Source organism: Okeania hirsuta (assembly GCF_003838195.1).
GTDB classification, from domain to species: domain Bacteria; phylum Cyanobacteriota; class Cyanobacteriia; order Cyanobacteriales; family Microcoleaceae; genus Okeania; species Okeania hirsuta.
The window spans coordinates 1-18,070 of the sequence record NZ_RCBY01000038.1 but is presented as its reverse complement, the minus strand read 5'-3'; the positions used below and the strand labels follow the sequence as shown (position 1 = coordinate 18,070).

The 18,070-nt window shown below is 37.4% G+C and carries 13 protein-coding genes; 7 read left to right on the top strand and 6 right to left on the bottom strand.

Annotation, left to right across the window (positions count from 1 at the left end):
- Positions 1-526: 526 nt before the first annotated feature.
- The 3 genes from purL to D5R40_RS09170 all read right to left on the bottom strand — a co-directional run bounded on the left by purL (position 527) and on the right by D5R40_RS09170 (position 4,539).
- Entirely contained in the window at positions 527-2,857 is a 2,331-nt protein-coding gene (purL, locus tag D5R40_RS09180) for a phosphoribosylformylglycinamidine synthase subunit PurL (RefSeq protein WP_124154537.1), read from the bottom strand.
- 327 nt (positions 2,858-3,184) lie between these two features.
- Positions 3,185-3,442 carry a hypothetical protein gene (locus tag D5R40_RS37625; protein ID WP_205127625.1) on the bottom strand — a complete coding sequence of 86 codons (258 nt, stop codon included), beginning with the start codon at positions 3,440-3,442 and terminating at the stop codon, positions 3,185-3,187.
- A gap of 554 nt (positions 3,443-3,996) precedes the next feature.
- A complete protein-coding gene (locus D5R40_RS09170; RefSeq protein WP_124154536.1) occupies positions 3,997-4,539 on the bottom strand; it encodes a Uma2 family endonuclease in 543 nt (180 codons plus the stop codon).
- Positions 4,540-5,023: 484 nt separating this feature from the next.
- On the opposite strand from D5R40_RS09170, the gene D5R40_RS09165 reads away from it, so the two are divergent.
- The 5 genes from D5R40_RS09165 to bchB all read left to right on the top strand — a co-directional run bounded on the left by D5R40_RS09165 (position 5,024) and on the right by bchB (position 12,164).
- On the top strand, positions 5,024-5,632 hold the full coding sequence (locus tag D5R40_RS09165) for a Uma2 family endonuclease (RefSeq protein WP_240041567.1): 609 nt from the start codon (positions 5,024-5,026) through the stop codon (positions 5,630-5,632).
- A 212-nt stretch (positions 5,633-5,844) separates the two neighbouring features.
- Positions 5,845-6,444 (top strand): pentapeptide repeat-containing protein, encoded by a 600-nt coding sequence (locus D5R40_RS09160; protein WP_124154535.1) that lies wholly within the window; start codon positions 5,845-5,847, stop codon positions 6,442-6,444.
- Positions 6,445-7,131: 687 nt separating this feature from the next.
- Positions 7,132-9,216, top strand: a complete 2,085-nt coding sequence (locus D5R40_RS09155; RefSeq protein WP_124154534.1) for an FAD-dependent oxidoreductase — start codon at positions 7,132-7,134, stop codon at positions 9,214-9,216.
- A 246-nt stretch (positions 9,217-9,462) separates the two neighbouring features.
- Positions 9,463-9,699, top strand: coding sequence for a transposase (locus D5R40_RS42495; protein WP_124144373.1), 237 nt, complete (start codon positions 9,463-9,465; stop codon positions 9,697-9,699).
- A gap of 938 nt (positions 9,700-10,637) precedes the next feature.
- A complete protein-coding gene (gene bchB / locus D5R40_RS09145) occupies positions 10,638-12,164 on the top strand; it encodes a ferredoxin:protochlorophyllide reductase (ATP-dependent) subunit B (RefSeq protein ID WP_124144374.1) in 1,527 nt (508 codons plus the stop codon).
- Between the two features lie 192 nt (positions 12,165-12,356).
- Here the strand turns inward: bchB and D5R40_RS09140 are convergent, their stop codons facing one another.
- Positions 12,357-13,577, bottom strand: a complete 1,221-nt coding sequence (locus D5R40_RS09140; protein ID WP_124144375.1) for a hypothetical protein — start codon at positions 13,575-13,577, stop codon at positions 12,357-12,359.
- A 446-nt stretch (positions 13,578-14,023) separates the two neighbouring features.
- Entirely contained in the window at positions 14,024-14,452 is a 429-nt protein-coding gene (locus tag D5R40_RS09135; RefSeq protein WP_124144771.1) for a hypothetical protein, read from the bottom strand.
- Between the two features lie 76 nt (positions 14,453-14,528).
- Between D5R40_RS09135 and D5R40_RS09130 the strand changes: the two genes are divergently transcribed.
- Positions 14,529-15,974, top strand: a complete 1,446-nt coding sequence (locus tag D5R40_RS09130) for an NF041680 family putative transposase (RefSeq protein ID WP_124154533.1) — start codon at positions 14,529-14,531, stop codon at positions 15,972-15,974.
- Positions 15,975-16,629: 655 nt separating this feature from the next.
- Positions 16,630-16,851: a hypothetical protein gene (locus D5R40_RS09125; protein WP_124144377.1), complete on the top strand. Its 222-nt coding sequence runs from the start codon at positions 16,630-16,632 to the stop codon at positions 16,849-16,851.
- Between the two features lie 284 nt (positions 16,852-17,135).
- Here the strand turns inward: D5R40_RS09125 and D5R40_RS09120 are convergent, their stop codons facing one another.
- On the bottom strand, positions 17,136-17,696 hold the full coding sequence (locus tag D5R40_RS09120; RefSeq protein WP_192901092.1) for a DNA-binding protein: 561 nt from the start codon (positions 17,694-17,696) through the stop codon (positions 17,136-17,138).
- Between the last annotated feature and the right edge of the window lie 374 nt (positions 17,697-18,070).

Here is an 18,070-nt window from a genome sequence, read left to right as displayed (position 1 = left end):
TGTATAGTTGGGAGTAGGGGAGTAGGGGAGTGGGGGAGTAGGGGAGTGGGGGAAATTAAAGGCTTGAAGTAATTATAGAATTATCAACATATACTATATAACCGGATTCTATATAATAGTCTTATATTATCAGCAATTTTTTCCCCCTGTTGCCTGTTGCCTGCGCGCAGCGCTATAATTATCCGGACATGATATAACATTGACTTCCTACAAACCCGGCGAAAATGGTTGTAGATAAACTTGTTTCATCTACAACCTACCACCTATAGCAATAGAAAGATAAGTTATATCATGTTCCCCCTCCGGGGGAGCTACGCTAACGGTTGAATAGTTATGATTAGGATATAGATGGAAGAGATACCTCAAACCCAAGAGAATTGCTTTCCTTACGGAATGCTACGCAAACCTTCCACGCAGTGACCGTCGCAATGACTTTATAGTTAGTGTTTATCCGAACATGATATTAGGACTTTTGCTGAAAATGAATCTTAGACTAGGCAATATTTTTCCTACTGTTGCCTGTTCCCTATTCCCTGCTATTCAACCGCCTCTCAATAGCATTATTAAACCGATCGCTCATTTCCCCTATCTCTAAATTAATCAAAGACACACCCTCATTAACTAAAATTTGCAAACTACTTTCAGCATTACCCACCAGACCAACTTTTTGCCAAAAATTAGTCAAATTTTCCTGGAGATATGACTCCCAAATTTTCTGATTTTCTGGCGCAATAGAAACCAAAATTCGGCAACCACCCTCTCCAAACAAAAACTCATCCCACCGAAAATCAGACTTTTCAGCTAATTCCAAATTAACCTCAGCTCCCAACTTCCCACTAATACAACACTCTGCAAGAGCGATCGCTAAACCACCCTCAGCACAGTCATGAGCAGAATTTACCCAACCTTGACGAATACCATAACGACAAACTCCCTGTACCCGACGCTCCAAATCAAAATCTACCTCACTGGGTTTCCCAGCAACCACACCATAAACAGTTGCCAAATATTCCGAAGCAGCTAAAGACCGCATCCCCAAATTTCCAATTAAATAGATAATATCTCCCTCAACTTGCCAACCTTGCCCACAAATATTAGTCAGGTCGGGAATTAAACCCACCATTCCCACCACTGGAGTCGGATATATCGCCTGGGGATGACCCTCACTATCCAAAGTTTCATTGTACAAAGACACATTCCCACCAGTAACAGGAGTTCCCAACTCCCGACAACCTTCAGCAATACCGCGACAACTCTCCGCAAGTTGCCAATATCCCACTGGTTTTTCCGGACTACCAAAATTGAGATTATCTGTAACTGCCACAGGTTCCGCACCCACACAACTGAGATTCCGAGCAGCTTCCGCTACTACCGCTTTTGCCCCCATATATGGGTCTAGATAAACTAAACGAGAATTGCAATCTACCGTCGCAGCAACACCAGAATTTAATAGTGGGTTGTCCGTGGAAATTTGCGGACGTAACCGAATGACAGCAGCATCACTCCCACCAGGAAGCATAACAGTATTATTCTGCACTTGATGGTCGTATTGCTGATACACCCAATGCTTAGAAGCAATAGTTGGAGTATCTAATAAAGTCAGAAGAATATCATTCCAAGTTTGCCAATTTCCCTGCACTTCAATACCTGCTGCCGTACATGATGGCAAAGATGCCGAATTCCATGACCAAGCATTTTTCGCATATTCCGGTGGTTCGCTCAACAACTCCCGCTCATAAATAGGAGTATTATCTGCCAAAGCAGTAGCAGGTATTTCCGCTGCTATTTTCCCCTCAAATAAAATTCGCACAATAGGTTCTTCAATAACCGTACCTGCAACGACAGCATGAAGTCCCCAACGCTGGAAAATATCAATTAATTCCTGTTCGCGACCTTTCTCAGCAACAAACAACATCCGTTCTTGAGATTCTGAGAGCAAATATTCATAAGGAACCATCCCAGTTTCTCGTACTGGAACTCTGTCAAGGTCAAATTCAATACCCACACCACCATTAGCTGCCATTTCAGAAGTAGAACAGGTAATGCCAGCAGCACCCATATCCTGAGCTGCCACTACTGCTCCTGTTTTGAATGCTTCTAGACAAGCTTCAACTAGACATTTTTCCAAGAATGGGTCGCCTACTTGTACCGCAGGGCGATCGTCAATTGATTTATCGCTGAGTTCGGCACTGGCGAAACTTGCTCCACCCATACCATCTCTACCTGTGGTGGAACCAACATATAAAACTGGGTTGCCAATACCGGATGCACCAGATTTTACAATTTCGGGGGTTTCCATTAAACCCAATGCCATGACATTGACTAAGGGGTTGCCTGTATAAGCAGGGTCAAAGTAAATTTCTCCTCCAACTGTAGGTACTCCGAAACAGTTTCCGTAGTGAGAAATGCCGGAAATTACTCCAGTAAAAATGTGTCTAGTTTTGGCATCTTCTAGGGAACCGAAACGTAGGGAGTTAAGTACAGCGATGGGACGGGCACCCATTGTGAATATGTCTCGGAGAATACCACCGACTCCTGTTGCTGCCCCTTGAAATGGTTCGACAGCGGATGGGTGGTTGTGGGATTCTATTTTGAAAGCGAGTTGGAGTCCGTTGTCTAGGTCTACAACTCCGGCATTTTCTCCTGGTCCAACAAGAATGCGTTTACCTGTGGTGGGAAATTGTTTGAGTAAGGGGCGGGAGTTTTTGTAGCAACAGTGTTCCGACCACATGACCCCGAACATTCCCAGTTCTGCTTTATTGGGATGACGACTAAGGCGGTTGAGAATTTCTTGATATTCTTCTGGTTTGATGCCTTCGGATGCTATTTCTTCTGGGGAAAAGGGAGTTTGTGACATATATTGTTTCTTTTATTTTGTTTGCGTTTTAGGGTTGAAATTGCTCCGAGAGTACCAAGAGCTAGAAAGCTTAAGGTAGAGGTGGGTTCAGAGACCATGATTGGGGTAGCAGAAAAACTAACAGACAATTCACTATCTTCTGGCCCAAGATTTTCAAAACCTGTTATAAATGGTGGCGCAGAAAAAATCTCAAAATAACCCGGAGGCTGTAAAAAAATCAGCAAAAAACATATTAACAAAGTTTCCTTCCGAGGTGAAATACCCAAAACCGCTACTTGTTAACTGCTCATCAGGATTAAGACTAATTATATTGTCAAGTATAAAAGGTTAGTTTCCTGGTACTGAAGTTCCCGTAGGTTGTAAACCAATAATTGTTTCGTCATTTCGCGTACCAGTAATTCCAGTAATTAGGTAAAAACCAAAATCGTCAGGAGTGTCATTAGTAGTCAAATTACCACTCGCCTCTATGCCAGGAGCAGAATAATTCCAGTTCCAAATTAAAGCAGAGGCAGCTTGTATTTTCCCAAAAACCAATGCAGATGTAGCAGTAAGGACTGTGACAGATAGTAGAGTTAGATTTTTCATAAAAAAAAATAAAATAATAACTATTTTAGATTTCCAACTTACTTAAAGATATCCTGCTTCCTGCAATCAGTCAAGTATCCTGCACTTCCCAATCATCTGACGAGTTCGAGAAACCATTCTTGAGCATCTTCTCCTACTAAAGGATAAGTCGCTTTTCCTTGAATCTCAAACCATTTACGCTGAAGTTTAGGGTGGAATTATCATCTATTTTAAGATTATTTAATTAATAACGCATTAATTGAAGCTTTTCTTCAACGTTTAACCCTTCAGATTTACTCATTAACTCATTTAATAATTCTTGAGACATAATTAATAATACCTCCTTACCGAATAATTAATAATTATTAATTATTCAGCTTAAAAGCCGACCATTTCAAGGGGAAAAAAGCGGTCGTTAGCGCAGCTTCCCATAGGGTGGGATGGCGATATATCCTCGCTGGCTAACCATCGAACAAGAGAAGAAATAATATTTCCTGATATTCAATTAAGGACAGTTTTAACCAGAGGTAATTATCAATTATCCATTAATGAAATACAACGTCCCTACCTACTCCCTATTTCAATAACTTTTCTACTAATATTTCAAGATCGGGAAAAACAAGTGTAAAAATATTTCCTTGACTGTAGTTTTTTTGCACTTGATAATCATCTTTTGATGGTTCTTTAAATACGACAAGTTGTTCATTTTCTACATCCACAACCCAATATTCTAAAATGCCAGCACGGGCATAAATAAACCGTTTTTTTTCTAAATCTTTTTCTAAAGTTGTATCAGAAACTTCTATTAACAAATAAATTTCTTCAGGATAAGGATGACGAGAATCATATAAAGATACTGGCATTTTAACAACAGCAATATCTGGTTCTGGTTCTGAACTAGGAAGAGTAACTGGATGTGCTTCGTAGATTTTTGCCAGACCTCGAAACTTTTCTCGCAAATATTCAGCAATAGAATCAGTGATTTTCCGATGCAAAGATTTTTCTGGCGACATTTCAATAATTTCTCCTTCTAATAATTCTACATGGCGATCGCTCAGAATACCCGCAGAAATCATCTGATGATAGTCTTGTATTGACCATTTAGCTAAAGTAATCATGGTGCGTTTATGAATAATTTGAGATTGCTATTTAGTATTTTACCGAATAATTAATAATTAATAATTAAATAATTCTGGTTTAAAGCCTCCCCTTTTAAATCGCTAAACTTGCTTGACTCATCATACTGATAAATATATTTTCCTATCCTAAAATAATAGAAAAATTTATATTAAGTTTCGATAATTATAAGACTTACGCACTTTAACGTATTTCCGTCATTGCGACCCATAGGGAAACAATCTCAAGTCCTAGTTTTTCCTTACCCATGGGTAAGTCCTGATATATATACTAGCTAATAATGAGATAGATAGGGATTTTTTGTGCTATAATTCAAGTAACCAATTACAAAACAAAGTGATGGCTAAAATTAGCATAAACTAAACTAAACTGATAATTTAAACATAGATAAATCTTTAACCTATCAATTATCAAAATTTTTATTAATAGATAAATACTTCTAGGAAATTTTTCCATTTCCCAGTCATGTCAACCACCAAAATGCCATTAAATTTCACAGAATTACCCCTACGTCTGCTGAGTGTAGAAGAATATCAGCGCATGGCAGAAGTAGGAATTTTGCACCAGGATGAACAGGTAGAATTAATCGCAGGACAAGTTATTCGCAAGATGTCACCTCAAGGAAGTTCCCACGCTGCAGCTATTCGACGAGCAGACCGCTTGTTTAGTCAATCTTTAGGAAAAAGGGTTTCGGTGCAGAAACAACTTCCGGTGATACTGAATAATTTTTCTCAACCTGAACCAGATATTGCAGTAGTGAAAGTAGACCCTCTTGATTATGATGACTCTCATCCTACAGCAGAAGATGTGTATTTGATCGTGGAGATTGCTGATAGTACTCTCAAAAGTGACTTGGAGCTTAAAGGAAAAGAGTATGCAAAGTCTGGAATAGAGGATTATTGGGTGTTGGATGTGAATCATCGTCAGTTGTATGTGTATCGACAACCTACTGAAGATGGATATCAACAGGAAATGATTTTAGGGGAAGATGATGCGATCGCTCCTAGAGAATTTATTGATTGTGTGATTTTGGTTGGGGAGTTGTTGCGACCTATGGTAACAATTAATAATTAATAATTAATAGTTAATAATTAATTATTAGACATCTCCAGAAAATAAACTTACCCTTTATTTAACATAAGCTAGAGTTGTAAAAGTAAGTCCCCTAAATCATTTTTCGTAACTTTTTCCTAAAAATCTATTCCCTTTTGCCTGCTATGTGCAAAAAGTCTATATCTTTTTCGGAAATGTCTATTACCTCTGCTTAATTCCTTTTTGAAAATACCATGAATCAACTATTACCTTTAGATTTTTCTAACCAAGACTTACGACATCGTGATTTTCAAGGGCAAGACCTGACAGGAGCTAATTTTAGCGGTTCTGACTTGAGAGGTTGTAATTTTCAGGATGCTATCCTAGCAGAGGCAAATTTTCGAGGTGCAAGAATTGGACAATGTAGGAGCAAAATTAGGACTTTGATCGCTCGTTGTGCTGGAGCGGCGATCGCTGTTACTATTGCGAGTGCTTTTGCTAGTTTTGTTGCTGGTGAAATGGCAGGGGTTGCTGCTTTAATTGGAACTGGGGTTGTGGCGGTTGCCATTACTAATGCTGAGAATGAGATTATTGCTGCGGTTTTAACAGGTACTTCAGCTGTTATTGGTTCGAGTGGTATTATCTCTTTTTTTGCTGGAAATATACTTAAGGCATTGTTATTATTTTTGGGTTCTGGAATAGTTTTTGGATTGGCGATAATTTTGTTTTTTCAAGTTGTTATCAACTTGGAGAAGTTATCAAAAACATCTTTTGAGGATGCCAATTTAACTCATGCTATTTTTGATGAGGCAATTATTGAAGATTCTAATTTGTTCGAGTTTGTTAGTAACTAGAAAAATAGTGAGAAAATCAAAAACTTAAAATTAATAGACATCTGGTATAAATTACAGATGTAGAGAATTTTTTTTGCCTTTTTTCAGAAATTTTCTTCCCTGTTGCATATTGCCTAATTATGCAAAAAGTCTATTATTTTTCGGAGATGTCTAATACCAATTTGATCAATGTTTGCTATAAATAATATCATGTCCGCACTTTATTGTTTGTGTAAAACCAAGGGTGAATATCTACAGGAAATTTAGGTTTTTTCAAGCTTTTAAGCCTTCTTCCCTCTTCCTTCTTCCTTCTTCCTTCTTCCTTACCTTCACACTTACAATACCAATGCTACCGGACATGATATAACTAGGTTATTTATTAGGACTCAGTGGTAGGGATAAACCGCTATTTGCCCCTACAGGAGTCAGAATGAATTGCTTAGATTCTATTTTTTTAGGTCGTAAATTATCTTTTTAGTCAAAGGGACATCTCCTAAACCTGTCTTTTCATCACACTTATTATTCGTAACATTCTTTTTTGAAATTGCTATAATAATTAATAATTACCTCTTTTTCCAAAGAGTTGCCTGTTCCCTGCTATAAATTAATATAGCACTAGACAAAAAGGTTAGGACTTCCTTAATAAGCTGAAACAATGAAATATTAAGAATCAGCCTTTTGCGATAAAGTTCCACATCCCAAATAACCATGAGCAACAGTATATTAGACGATCGCTTTTTTACCAGACCCACCGATGGTCAAATTTTCTCATTTCCCATATTAATAGTGGGTGGTTCCACTGCAGCATATTCAGCTACCCTGGGTGCATTAAAAGCGGGTGCTAATGTTTGCCTCGTGCAACCAAAACAAATATTAGGCGGACAATTTACTACCCAAGCATTACCTGCTTCCGATGACCCTCAACTAGACAAAAAATTTAATCCAGGGGAAATATATGAAGATAAAGTAGACCGAGACAAATATGCCTTTTCCAAGACTCAATGGCAGTTCCGCGAACGTAGTCGGGAACTCCAACCAGTTAATGGTAAGAAAATTGATAATCCTGGTGGGGGTTGGGTAAGTAATTTTGCCACGACAACTGTAGTTATGGCACAAGCACTTAACGAAGCGATCGAAGATTTTCTCAGCAATGGCAAATTAACCCTCATTCCTTTTGCCGAACCTGTAGAAATTTTGTTTAGTGAATCTCCCAATGAACGGCGACAGGTAACGGGTGTTGTATTTCAGGATGTGCAGAATAATCAACGCTTCACCGTCAATGCTCAAATTACCATTGAGGCGACAGACTTGGGAGACTTACTAGAATTAGGAAATATTGAGTCGCGAGTCGGACAAGAATCACAAAACGACACGGGTGAAGCACTTCTTCCCCAACAACCTTTTCCCGAATGTCAACAGTCAATCACTTTTTGTGCTGCTGTGGAAAAAACTGCTGAGGGAGCAGGTGTTCCCATCGGTAAACCAGAAGGTTATGGGGTGAAACCTTGGTTGCAAACGGATAAATTTACCAGCACTTTTCAAGGACGAACATTTTTTGAGCGGTTTGCAATTTTTACTTATCGACGAATAAAACGTCTCAAGGATGGGTATATCCCAACTACGAGTAATGGTGATGTGACCATCCTGAATTATGAGTCCAATGATTATAAAGTGGGTCTGTTGACTGGGGTGAGTCGGAGCGATCGTCAAAAACATATTCAGCAAGCACGGGAATATACTCAAGCTTATATTTATTACCTCCAGTCGCAAACATTAAAAACCAACAATTGGATATTAATAGGTAAGGTAGGGGAGTTAAAACCACGGGGAGACTTGACTTGGACTAATGATGGTATTGCTCTGGAACCCTATATCCGCGAAGCAAGAAGAGGGATAGCATTAACAACTATTGTTTACCGAGATACTGCCCAACAATATTATGGCGAGCAAGCACGGGGACGATGTTTTGACGATAGCGTTGGTATCGGTCATTATGCTTTGTTTGATATTCATCCCACTGATAACCCTAACCACCTTATTTTCAACAGTAAAGATGAGATGAAATGTTTGCCTTTTACTATTGCGTTAAAAGCAATGGTGCCGTTCGATACGGATAACCTGATTCTGTCGGCGAAAAGTATTGGCACGACTCATTTGACTAATTCTGTATATCGGATGCACGCCGTTGAATGGGCGATCGGTGAAGCAGGCGGTCATTTAGCTGCTTTTGCTCTAAATGAGGGGGTGGATGTTCGTACTATTGCTACAAATAAACGACTGATTTATAAATTTCAGGGTTTATTAACTCGTAATCAAATTCCCCTATTTTGGTATAACGATATTGCCCATGATGACCCAGACTTTGAGGCGATACAAATTCTCGCTGTGGCAGGTATTGTACGGACTGAGAATTACAATCATTTATATTTTCTACCAGAGGGAACAGTCAACCGAGCAGTTGTTTCAGTGGCAGTGGTAAATGTGATGGGTTTTGAAATGCTTAATCCTGAGTTTCCCACTTTTCTCGATGTACCGAAGGAGCATTTTGCCTATCGTGCCATTGAAACTATGGCAGCAAAGGGTATTGTTTCGGGGGTGGGTAATGGATATTTTGCCCCAAATTTACAATGTACGCGGGAGCAGTTAGCGTTTATTGTTGGTAAAAGTGGAGATTTTGATGTGTTTCAGTTATTTGGTACTTCTGGTACACCTTTGGATGCTCAACCTTTGAAACGACGGGAGTTATCTCGGATTTTGTATATGGTATTGCGATCGCAATATGGCATTGATTAAATATTTTTGTAGTTAGTAATATAAGAGCTGATTCATAAAGAGAATCTAAAGAAAGTTAATCCCAGTCAAATTAGGTGTGATTGTTGAGTATAGTTGAGCCATATTGTAACCAATGAGTCTAATACCTGCGATAGCGTACCCTTAACCGGAGGTGATCGCTAACCCTAAACGTCAACCATACCCAAGGGACCTGAGTGATTCGTATGGGGGAGATACTCAAGGCTCTACTACCTAAACCTAAAGGGTTTGGTCATCCTGTTCAAGTGGATTTCCGAGAAATTCGTATGGGGTATATTTTATGTACAAAGAACTGGATTCCAATGGGAAATGATGCCCCATGACTTACCACCCTACACAACTGTATACAGATACTTCCACCAAATGGCAGCATCGTGGTTTCTGGCCACTTCTTCACGATCAAGTTCGCCAAAAATTAAGAACACAACTAGACAGGGATCAAGACTCCACCGTTGCGAACGCTGATTCCTATGGCAGTCAAAACAACAGAAAAAAGGGAGCTGTCTACGGCGCGCGATGGTGGTAAGAAAGTTAAAGGCCGTAAGCGCCTTATGGTGGTAGATTCGATTCGGATTATTATAGCGCTGTGCGCAGGCAACAGCTCCGGAAGGGGGAATAAATTGCCTATAATATAAGATTTTAGCTATTGGACATCTCCTGCAATTTGTAAATACACCAGCGCTCATTGCTATAATTGGAGTTCTGGTGAGTGAGGCAAATGCCTCAGAACGTTTAGGAGCAGTAGTTGTACTCAATGAGGCAAAGGACAAACTATCGAAAGAGCGAGGTGGTCAGGGTAGATCAGGGTTATTCTGGTAAAAACTTTGCCCATGCTGTTAGGCAGGTTTGTGGCGATGGCGTCGCTATTGGAAGTGATCAAACGAACCTCAGAGAGTTTTGAGCAATTGCCGTGCGCGATGGATTGTTGAAGGCAATGCATGGGTGGCTAAATAGATTTAGGCGCGCTATGTAAGGATTATGAAGTCTATTCAGATGTAAGTGAAGCAATGATTTATGGCTGATTAATCCCACTCATGGTCAAGGGACTAGCTAATTTAAGATTTACTTTATGAATCAGCTCTTAGCCAAGAAAATCACTACTTGTAGGACATTACCTGATTTTTTTCTGGAGAGCGATCGCACACTATAAACAAGCGATCGCTTTTTTCATATACCTATATCAAACAATTGTCAACCCCTAATTTACACAAATTAACTAAAAAATTAAGAATACTTAAATAAAACAAAATTTTATTGCTTTACTGACAAACTGAGTTCCTAGTTGATGGGATAACCTGAAAAAATATTGTTCAAAAAGTCCCGTTAAATGAATAAAGACATCAAAATTTGAGACAATCAAAGTAACAAATCTATAACAGTTAACAAAAAACGGAGAAAATTAGATGAAATTAGCCTACTGGATGTATGCAGGTCCCGCTCACATTGGCACATTGCGCGTTGCCAGCTCTTTCAAAAACGTTCACGCCATAATGCACGCTCCCCTCGGTGACGATTATTTCAATGTCATGCGCTCTATGTTAGAAAGAGAACGTAATTATACACCAGTCACCACCAGTGTAGTTGACCGTAATGTATTGGCGCGGGGTTCTCAAGAAAAAGTGGTAGATAATATCATCCGTAAAGACAATGAAGAAGCTCCTGATTTAATTGTTCTTACTCCTACCTGTACTTCCAGCATTTTGCAAGAAGACCTAGAAAATTTTGTCGAACGCGCTCAAATAGATGCCAAAGGTGATGTAATGCTGGCAGATGTTAACCATTACCGCGTTAACGAACTCCAAGCAGCGGATAGCACTTTGCAGCAAATCGTTAAATATTATATTGAGAAGGCGAAAAAGAAAGGGGAACTTCCAGAAGGGAAAACTGAAAAACCTTCTGTTAATATTATTGGCGTTTCTACCCTGGGTTTTCACAACCAACATGACTGCACCGAGTTAAAACGCTTAATGGCAGATTTAGGTATCGAAGTTAATGAAGTCATTCCCGAAAGTGCTTCTGTTCACAATTTAAAAAATCTACCTCGCGCTTGGTTTAATCTCACACCCTATCGCGAATTGGGGATAATGGCAGCTAAATATTTAGAGTCAGAGTTTGGAACTCCTTATATTGACATTACTCCTATGGGTGTGGTGGAAACTGCTCGTTGTATTCGTAAAATTCAGCAGGTGGTTAATGCTCAAGGTGCCAATGTTGACTATGAGGAATTTATTGATAATCAAACTTTGCACGTTTCTCAAGCAGCTTGGTTTTCTCGTTCCATTGACTGTCAAAATTTAACTGGTAAAAAAGTTGTGGTATTTGGGGATAATACTCATGCTGCTGCTCTGACAAAAATTTTGGCGCGGGAAATGGGTATTCATGTAGTTTGGGCAGGTACTTATTGTAAATATGATGCTGACTGGTTCCGGGAACAGGTGAGTGAATATTGCGATGAAGTTTTAATTAGTGAGGATAATGGAGAGATTGGGGATGCGATCGCTCGTGTGGAACCTGCCGCGATTTTTGGTACACAAATGGAGCGTCATGTTGGTAAGCGGTTGAATATTCCTTGTGGTGTAATTGCTGCACCAATTCATATTCAGAATTTTCCCATTGGTTATAAACCGTTTATGGGTTATGAGGGAACTAATCAAATTGCGGATTTGGTTTACAACTCCTTTACTTTGGGAATGGAAGACCACCTGTTAGAAATATTTGGTGGGCATGATACTAAGGAGGTTATTACTAAGAGTATTTCTGCTGATTCTGATTTGAATTGGACGAAAGAAGCAAAAGCAGAGTTGAATAAGGTGCCTGGTTTTGTTCGGGGTAAGGTGAAGCGAAATACAGAAAAGTTTGCGAGAGAACGTGGTATTGGGGAGATTTCTTTAGAAGTTATGTATGCTGCCAAAGAAGCTGTTGGTGCGTAGTTAATTGTTAATTTTAGTGGGGTGGGTTTTCCATCCCAGTCTATGTGTTTTATCATTTTCTTTGTGGGTTTAATACCCCACCGTCTACAGGGTGTTCAAAATTACTTGGGGTTAGAATCCCCATGTAATTTTCCTCCTGTCTCCTGTCTCCTGTCTCCTGTCTCCTTCTTCAAAAATTTTGTTTAGCAATAATTATGCTTTCTCTTTTTCTTCTTTAGGCTTTCCGTAAAGGTGTAGTGTCACTTTTCCCGTTACCTTTACTTGTTCATTAGTTAGCTGTTCTTCAATCTCTTCTGTTATCCAATTCACGAATTGTTTATAAGAGTTTTTCCTAAACTTCCAGCCTTTTTCACTATTTGTTTTACTATTAAAGTTTTGATTATTAGGTATTAAATTTAGAATTTGCTCTGAAAATTGGTTTTCTTTTGGATACTCTTCAATCCATTCAAAAGGAGGATAACGCATATTATCTATCAATAATTCATAAGCCGTCTTTAAATATTCAAAAGAATCTATAGATGATTCATTACTGCTATTTTCAATTTTCATCTTTTCATAAGTTTCTTTGGAGCAAAGTAGAGATTTATCTATCTTCAGTTCGTCGTATTTATTAATTGCATTGTAAAAATTCATCAAAAATTTAGCACCATCTATACCAACTAACTTAATTATTCCTGTACTACTAGACAGTGAAGTTAGATTAGTATCAAAATGTTCTACATTATCTGTGATTGATTTTTGGAGAGTAGCAGAAAATCTCTTAATTCCTATGATTGGAGAGGTGATACTTTCTGCTAATATTCTATACAAAACTAATGAATTTTTACTGGGAGGAATACTTCCTAAAACTAAGCCTAAACCATCTATGATTACAGCAATTATTAAAGAAGCAACAGCGATCGCTTCTCTTTCTTGGTAAACCTTAACAAAAGGAATTAAAAAAGCTTCAGAATTTTCATAATCAGAAAATTGTGGCTGTGATACTTTATAAGTTTCAGGAATAGCACTCCATGCTTCTAAGTTTATATCGTAGATTTCTTTTGGTTTTAATTTTTGTTCTTGAATTTCTTGTGCAGAGAGAGCGAGTAGATTGTTAATTCTATTATCCTGTGCAATGTTTTTAATTTCATTAATTTCATCTTGTACTTTTTCCTTTTCAAACGTCAATTTTTGACATTCTGCTCCACAACCAGGAGGATTTCCTCTAATGCCATTTATTTCATCCTGTATTCGCCTTTCCAATTCAGATTTTTGCGCTTCTAACCTTGGAAGTTTATCTGTAAAATTACTTTTAACTTTTCTCACTAAACTATTATGAGCTTGTATTTTTTTAGGAGAGTTTTTTGTTAGTTCGCCACCTAAAGTTTCATCATAAATAAAAAATAAATTGCAGTAGATACTCACTATAGTCAAAACTAGAATTGAAAACCACCTTCTTTTAGGACCTCCATTTCCTGCTTTGAAAATTAAAAGTAATATGAGTAAAAATTGAAAAGTTCCACCAAGAAAACCAGAGAGTATTTTACTGGACTTTGAGAAAACGATCGTAGCTACTCTTACAGTCGTATAGCCACTAACTAACTGTAATATTACTAGGCATACAGTAAGGGAGTTTGTGCTTTTTATTCTAGCTATAAAATCCCATGTAAGATGTTTTTTCAGTGTGAGAAAAAAGTCTCTTGATAGATTTATTTCTTCTAACTTCTGTTGGTTATTTGAACTATCACCATTTGGAGATTCTTCCTGTTGAGTTAGACTTGGACTTTGGACAAAAAGAAAAAGTGGTTAGCGTAAGTATTACACTAACTAATCGGTGATTGTATTAGAAATCAAATCTGGAATTATCTTCGTTTCTCACATTATTTATCATCCTGAAGATCATAGGATGGGTCTGGTTCAATTTCTCCACCAAAACAAATATCTAAATAACTTTCTTGAAGGGAATGAACAACTCTCTCCAACTCATCAATAAGATTCCTTCGAGTCATTTTTTCAACTGCATCAATATGAGCTTCACTTCCCCCTTTTCCTAAATACTTATATTTAGTTTTTTTCTGACTATCAGTAGCCATAGGAAAAATCGGTGAAGTAGATTGTAATTTATAATAATAGTACAGTTTCTGATTTCTATTGACTTGATAACGAATGATATGACAATCACGAGGAATCACCTCTCCTTCTCGTTCAATTTTCTTAATTTTCTGCTTCATCTTACGGATTAAACTCTGAATTTGTTTCCCTCTAATGGCTGCTGATTGAGTGGTGTGCTTGGATATTGGTGTAGACATAAGACTGAATAGTTAAGAAAGCATCTAGGTTAGCGTAAAATATACACTAATATTCAGAGGTGTATTATTCACAACCATGAAAAATCAAGAAAACAGTCAGTCCATCAAGGAGTTCTTATACTGGAGGGAAAACTTATATCATGGAGTTAATGCTAGAAAAGAAACTGTCACAGAATTAGTAGATGCCCTCTCATCAAACCAAATCGCAAGTTCGGTAGTAGAATTGTCTGAACATCCTTTATTTCGACGAGATTATAACAGTTTATATAAAGGAATTCAAGAATTTTTACCCGCTCAAAATGATCATAATTACTCACAACAAGTTAATTACTTATTAGAGGCTGCATCTCAAACAATTCCTACTCCAGTTTCCCGACATTTTCATTTATTTGGAATTGATACAACTCCTTGTCCCCGTCCTTTTTCAGCTACATTAGCAGACAAAACCTTTATCCATTATCCTAATCCAATTAAAGGAAATAAACCCATTAGTATTGGCCATTCATATTCAGTTATATGTGCTTTACCAGAGGGAATAGCAACAGGTAATGTACCTTGGGCTGTTCCCTTATTAGGAGAAAGGGTTCCCTCGTCAGAAAAGGCTACTAACATTGGTAATAAACAACTGGAAAAAATCTTTAACACTGGTTCTTTCTCTGGAGATAAGTTATCAGTTTTAGTGGCTGATAGTTTCTACAGTCAAAGAGATTTTATTGGAGAACAAGTGAAGCAAAATAACTTAGTTACTGTGACCAGAATCAGAAGTAATCGAGTTTTTTACCGTCAATTTATCAGCAAAAAAAAACAAAAAATTACTTCAGGACATCCTCGTTGGTATGGAGATAAGTTTGACCTGAAAGATGAGAATACTTGGCATAAACCTACTGGGATTAGTCAATGCATTTTTACTACTAAAAAAGGTCGTCAACTGACAGTAACAATTTCGGGTTGGAAACAGATGTTAATGAAAGGAACTCAGAACTATAAAATGAATCGTTATCCTTTTACTTTACTACAAATTAATATTACTGATGAAGTAGGTAATCAGATTGGGAAACCGATGTGGTTAATTGTTATTGGTTCTCGACGTCAAGAGTTGAGTTTAATTGATTGCTATGAGTCTGATCGACAGCGTTATGACATGGAACATTTGTTTCGATTTGGTAAACAAAAATTGTTGATGACTGCTTATTCAACTCCGGATGTCCAACATGAAGAAAATTGGTTTAAATTAACACTCATTGCTTATGTTAATTTATGGACTGCAAGGAATTTAGCTGTTGTTTTACCCCATCATTGGGAACAGTATTTGAAGAATAAGAAATCAGTTAAAATTACTCCCAGTTTAGTTCAAAGAGACTTTTATAGAATAATTTCAACTTTGGGAACAATGGCTCGATCTCCCAAACGTCGAGGTTATTCTTCTGGACGGATTAAAGGATATAAAACAACACCACGAACTCGTCATCAAGTTATCACAAAAGGGCAAAAAAAATCTCGAAAACAACGAAAAGTTTCTTAGGAACTGGCGACAACTCTTAATTATTGCCTTTTTTCAGTGATTAAATTCACTGGAGATAGAGCGGTATTATCCTGTTTGATTAGCGTAATAATTACGCTAACTGTTAGTTACTTTTTGTCCAAAGTCCAATTAGACTCTTTGTATTATTTATAATATCAACATTTTGAGCTTCTTCATTAAGGGCTGAACTCTGACCATGTTGAGTAGACATAACTGCTTGATTAGGTAACAACTACAAGGCATCATAAACTATAAGATCAAATCAAAATGTGACATAAAAATTAATCTTTGGTAATTTTAATCACAAGAATTAATTTCGTTATTAGATAACAAAATACTGATTAAATCTCTCCGTTTTTTTACTTACAATATAGTTAAGTTTAAATGAGTGATTATATAAATTTACAGATATTTAAAAAGTTAATTTTACAGGGGTTTCCTTTGCTATGAGGTACAGTCCAATCTTCTTAGTTTTTTATATCATGTTCCCCTCCGGGGGAGCTACGCTAACGGATAATCAGTGATAAAAAACCTTTTCCCTTCTAACCTTTTCTTTCCTTCTGCCTTATCTCCTCCAAAGTGTAAGTATTCAACCGAACATGATATTACTTCTGACTTAAAATAAGGTGTACCTCATTACATCGGAAAGTGCTGTATGTTAGTAAAGGGAATTAAAAAAGGAAAAACTATCGAGTTATTAGAGGAAGTAAATTTACCCGATAACCAAGAAATTTTAATAGAAATTAAAGAGGTTAATGATTTTTGTTCAGCCTATCAAAAATTTAGGGCAAAAATAGAACAAAAAGGAATTACTTTTGATGATAATACTTTTGAGAACTTACGAGATAAGTCACCAGGGAGAGAGGTTGATTTATGAGTTTAAACTATTTGCTAGATACTAATATAATTTCTGAATCTATACGTCCTTCTTCGTTGACCTGAAATGATTGAGAATTTGAAAGCCTTGTGAAGTCAAGCCTAGAGACAAAAAATGACCCTAAATACTTGCTGGAAGTAAAGAGAGTTGGAGAGCGATCGCTAAATAGATGTTCAATTTTCTGAGTTAATAGTCTGTATAATTAGCGATTTCTAGACAGCAAAAAATAGAACAGTACCAAGACACTGCTATTGAAATTCTCTGTTTCCAAGTTAACTATCCAGTTAACTGGTTTTATTCTTTCCTTTCTTTTTAGATTTTTTCTTCTTACTTTTTGCCCCCTTAGTTTTTGCACGCTGCTGAACTACTTCCGGTGGCGGACCATAATCTCCATTAACAAAATATTTTCGTTCTACTATATGTTCTGGATCTACTTCAATCCACAGACGAGCTCCCCCAGCTTGACTTTTGTTCGGGTTATGAGGCTGATAAACAATTTGGCAAGGTCCGTTAATTTTAAGGGCATGGCAATAATTCTTTTTATCTCCCACTTTCACTGCAACGGCTGGATGAGAAGTTCCATTGTCTCGGTTATAGTCAATAGTCTTTCGCAGAACATGAACAATAGTCTTAGCTTTGCGTTGAAGTTTATTCCAACTACCTTCAGGACCACGACAACCTGGTGTAATCTCTGGCATTCCGCGATGGTTGAGAGGAATTTGCCAAAATCTTTTGACTTTTCGAGCGCCGATAACACGACCTTTATTGAGTAAAAACCTCAATCTACCTGTTGAAATATTTAGTAGAAAAGCTGCTTGTGTAGTACTAACTAATGAGACAGTCATAACTATAACGTTAGGGTTTTAGGTTCTATATGAAAATTATAGAATACTTAGATAAAGTAATCTTGAATTTAGCAGAAAAGTCAATGGTTGGCAAGATAAAGAGAAAAATTATTTGATCTTTCTCTATAATGAAACAGAGACAAAGTGGATTTTTTGATTGCTCTGTAATCTATATTTATCAATAGTATTTCATCAATTTTAACTATAAGTTAAATTAAATAAAGTACCTGTTTTGGCCTGAATATAAGGTAGGCGAAATACTGATAAATTTACTTGCAAAAGCCGACCGCATCTGCCAACTTGGCTCTTCTCGAAACTCGTAAAAATTTTGGTCGCTTATAGATTTAGCTAATTTATAATTAACAAAAATCCCT